This window comes from Mycobacterium sp., assembly GCF_039583805.1.
Classification (GTDB): domain Bacteria; phylum Actinomycetota; class Actinomycetes; order Mycobacteriales; family Mycobacteriaceae; genus Mycobacterium.
Genome location: NZ_JAVKSH010000176.1, coordinates 1 through 3,982, shown reverse-complemented (window position 1 = coordinate 3,982; position 3,982 = coordinate 1). Strand labels below are relative to the sequence as shown.

Here is a 3,982-nt window from a genome sequence, read left to right as displayed (position 1 = left end):
CCATGGCCGCCACCATACAGGGCGTGGGCACCGTCGTCCGAAGCCGTGTGTCAGGCCGATGACAGTCTGCGTCTCGTCGTGCCGAACACCGAGGTGTCGGCGGCGCCACCGCACAGTGTCAGCAGCAAGACAGGTCCGTCGTCTCGGCTACCGCTGACCCGATAGCGTCGGCGTAGCAAAGACAAAGCAGAAGGAGGAACTCCAGGTGCGGCCCCGCTGGCGAATCGTGATTGCCCTTGTCACGACGGCAATCGCCGCTGTCGGCTGCACGCATGAACAGGCGGATTCGCCACCGTCGGCTACCCCGGTCATTGCACAACCCGCCGTCGTCACCGTGTCGGTGGCCCCTGACGCGCTCGACGTGGACCCAGTGGTCCCGGTGCGCGTGGCCGCGGAGGGCGGAACGCTCGAGTCCGTCTCGATGGCCGACGAATCCGGGACGCTTGTCGCCGGCGTCCTGACGCCCGACCGGTTGCTGTGGACAAACACCGAGCCGCTCGAATACGGCATGATATACACCCTTACGGTCGACAGTCGCAGCACGACCGGCGTGACCGCGACGCAAACGTCGACGTTCACCACCGTGCAGCCGAATAATCAGACCAAGGTGTACCTGCTGACGACCGGCGGTCACCTTCTCGACGACGAAGCCACCTACGGGGTGGGCACCGTGGTGGTAGCGCATTTCGACGAACCGGTCGCCGATCGGGTGGCCGCCGAGCGGCACCTGTCGGTCACCACGTCGCCGCCGGTCACCGGATCCTGGTACTGGGCCGACGACCAAAACGCGCACTGGCGTCCCGAGCGCTACTACCGGCCGGGCACCCGGGTCACCGTGGCGGCCACCATCTACGGCGTCGCGGTCGGTGACGGCCTGTACGGCCAGGAGGACGGCCGCGTGTCGTTCGTGATCGGTGACTCGCACGTCTCGGTGGCCGACGACACCACCAAAGCGGTCTCGGTGTACGAAAATGGCCAGCCGGTCCGGACGATGCCCACTTCGATGGGCATGGGCGGCACGGAATCCATTGCCGGCGAACAGGTTTCATTTTGGACACAGCCCGGGGTCTACACGGTGATGGACAAGGCCACCCCGGTCGTGATGGATTCCTCCACCTACGGGCTGCCGATCAATTCCCGGCTCGGCTATAAAGAGTCGATCAACTACGCGACGCGGATCAGCACCGACGGGGTCTACCTGCACGAACTCGACTCCACCGGGTGGGCGCAGGGCCACACCGACGTCACCCACGGCTGCCTCAACCTCAACCACGAGAACGCGCGCTGGTTCTACGACTTTTCCGTCCCGGGTGACGTCGTCGAGGTCGTCAACACCGGTGGAGCCCCGCTGCGACTATGGCAGAACGGCGACTGGAGCCTGCCCTGGGAGCAGTGGCTGCGCGGCAGCGCCCTACGCGGGTAGCGCGAGAAGCCTTGTCACGACCTCGATCAGGTCGTCTCCGACGACGTCGGCAGGGGTGAACACCTCCGCGTAGTGGCCTTCCAGGCGACTGGCCCAGCCGGTGACCCACCCGGCACTTTTTGCGCCGTGACAGTCGAACGCGTGCACGGCGATCAACGCGACCTCACTGGCGGGCCGGGCGATGATGCGCACCGCGTGGTCGTAGATCTGCCGCCTCGGTTTCCAGCTGGTGACCTCGGCCACGCTGATGACCGTGTCGACGTAGCCCGAAAGGTTGTTGCGGCCGAGAAAATTGGTGGTGGCCTCGGCGGTGCCGTTGCTCAGGCACACCATCGAAATCCCTGCCTGAGCCAGCATCCGCATGGTTGGTTCGACGTCGGGGTGCGCCGGAAGCTCGCCGAAGCCGGCCAGCACATGACCCACGGCGCCGTCGTCGAGCGTGCCACGGGCCAGCGTGCGCAACGCCGCCGCGGCCACCGCGGGAAACGGTTGATAGCCATCGGCCAGCGTCAACGCCATGCCATCGCGCAGCAACCGGTCCAACCAGCGATCCAGCAGCGTGGGAGCAAGCCCGACATCGGCGAACCGCGACCGCAGCGGCTCCAGCGACATCAGCGTTTCCACGACGTCGAACACCACAGTTCGCGGCCGATGCAGCATCGGCGTACCTCCTCATCGACGAGCCGCCACGCACCGACGACCGGTGGTAGGCACTCTACGCAGCGGGATTACCGCCGCCATCGGCTCCACCACGAGGCCGGCGTCTTATCGCCGCGGGCCGCGGCCAGCACCTGCCGCGCAGTCGGATTGACCATGGCGCGCTCGCCGATGAACACCGTTGGCACGGTTTCGTTTCCGCCGGCGACCGACCGCACACGCGCGGCGGCTTCGGGGTCTTCCCAGATGTTGACTTCGCGCAGGTTCAGGCCGCTTCGCCGGAGCGGGTGAAGCAACATGCGGCAATACGGGCAGCCGGGCCGCCAGTACACCTCGACCACCGGGTCCGTTGCTTGCGGGGAGGTCATCGTGTCTCTCCTTGTGCTGCCCGTCGCCGGGTAGCGGTCAGCGGGATTGCAAGCGCTGGATCGTGTCGACATCGCGGTCGGGGCGGCAGCGTGCTCGCCGCCGTCACGGGCCCGGCCTTGCCGGCGCCGGATGCGGCGTCGCCCACCGTCCAGGAGACACGAATGTCAACGCTCGGGCTCAAGCTTTGTCACCTTCCTGACCATTCGCGCGGCAATTGACCGGAGACCCGTGGCGAGGCGGACGTGCAGAACTCTCCCCCGATGAGGCGCGACTTCTCGACGAGGCCGGCTTCACAGAAGGTCCCGACGCGCACGCTCGCGTCGCCGCAGACACTGTGGCCCACATGGCCCTGCTCGTCAACACTGCCTATACGGCTCGCGAGGTGGCGACGGCGTTGAGCGTTAACGAGTCGCGCGTACGCCAGCGCCGGCTCGCCAGAACGCTGTGGGCGATCAACGACAACGGCGCCTGGGTGTTTCCGGCGCTGCAGTTCGAGACCGACCCGCAGACAGGCCGGCCGTTACAAGCAGATTCGCGGTTTGGACCGGGTATTCGCCGCGCTGGCCTTTAACCTGCATCCGGTGGCGGTAGCGGGGTTCCTGCGCACCCCCCACCCGGATCTCGCCCTGCACGGTCGGACCGTAAACTCGTTGGAGTGGCTGCAAAGCGGCGGCGACGTCGACCCGGTCTTGCGCCTCGTTGAAGTGGCCGACTGGGCCAGCCGATGACGCCTGACCACACCCCGCTTCACCCCACTTTGCCTGATCCGCCGCCGGGATCGCGACTACGCGAAATCGGTATCCGAGACGACGAGCTGCGCGCTGTCTCGCCGTCCGAGACCTGGTGGCGAGGGCACCGTAGGGAAGGTGATTTTGTATTGGCGTGGAACGTATTCCGCCACTACGGTCCAGTGCTGCGCTTCGATCCGCATCCCGAGCCCGCCCGCGAACATGCCTACTGTGCGGTGTGGTACGGGGCAGGCGCACTCGATGCAGCGCTGGCCGAGGCCTTTCAAGGCGATCGCACCATCGATCGTGTCCGCGACCGCCCGTACCTGACCGGCCTCGCGTTCACCCGGACGTTGCATCTGCTGGACCTTGCGGTCGACAGCAGCGGGGCCTGGGCAACCAGAGCGGGGACAACCTTCGCGATCTCGACCGCTCCGCATGTGATCACACAACGTTGGGCGCGCTCCATCATCGAAGCCTTCCCCGATCTTGATGGTGTGCGCTGCAACAGCCGATTCGCCGGCCGCGGGTGCGCAGCGCTCTTCTTGCCTGCGGCCACCGCTATGCCCGGCCGTCCGATCATCTCTCTGTCCCTCACCCATCCTGCTTTGGTCTCCAGGCTTGCCGGCGCCGCAGAGCGACTCGGCTACTCCGTGATCTGACTGCGACCAAAGGAGACAAATCCGCCGCTTCTCGGCGAGCATCATTAGTTGCAGCAGCACCAGGTACCCCCGGCGGCCCGTATTTGGGGCCGGCCGGCTGTTCGAGAGGAGATACCCAGACAATGCAGACAGATGGGTTACAA

The 3,982-nt window shown here is 66.4% G+C and carries 5 protein-coding genes; 3 read left to right on the top strand and 2 right to left on the bottom strand.

The annotated features are described in order from the left end of the window. Window positions 1–223 precede the first annotated feature (223 nt). Complete coding sequence (locus tag ABDW21_RS16540) at window positions 224–1,423, top strand: Ig-like domain-containing protein (RefSeq protein ID WP_343603268.1); 1,200 nt, start codon at window positions 224–226, stop codon at window positions 1,421–1,423. Here ABDW21_RS16540 and ABDW21_RS16535 read toward each other — a convergent pair. Continuing rightward, window positions 1,412–2,083 (bottom strand): HAD family hydrolase, encoded by a 672-nt coding sequence (locus ABDW21_RS16535; protein WP_343603261.1) that lies wholly within the window; start codon window positions 2,081–2,083, stop codon window positions 1,412–1,414. The genes ABDW21_RS16540 and ABDW21_RS16535 overlap by 12 nt on opposite strands. Window positions 2,084–2,151: 68 nt before the next feature. Beyond that, complete coding sequence (locus tag ABDW21_RS16530; protein ID WP_343603263.1) at window positions 2,152–2,448, bottom strand: glutaredoxin domain-containing protein; 297 nt, start codon at window positions 2,446–2,448, stop codon at window positions 2,152–2,154. Window positions 2,449–2,792: 344 nt separating this feature from the next. On the opposite strand from ABDW21_RS16530, the gene ABDW21_RS16525 reads away from it, so the two are divergent. Together ABDW21_RS16525 and ABDW21_RS16520 are read left to right on the top strand one after the other, a co-directional pair. Further along, complete coding sequence (locus ABDW21_RS16525; protein ID WP_343603265.1) at window positions 2,793–3,020, top strand: hypothetical protein; 228 nt, start codon at window positions 2,793–2,795, stop codon at window positions 3,018–3,020. Window positions 3,021–3,173: 153 nt separating this feature from the next. Continuing rightward, entirely contained in the window at window positions 3,174–3,839 is a 666-nt protein-coding gene (locus tag ABDW21_RS16520; protein ID WP_343710758.1) for an RES domain-containing protein, read from the top strand. Window positions 3,840–3,982: the final 143 nt, after the last annotated feature.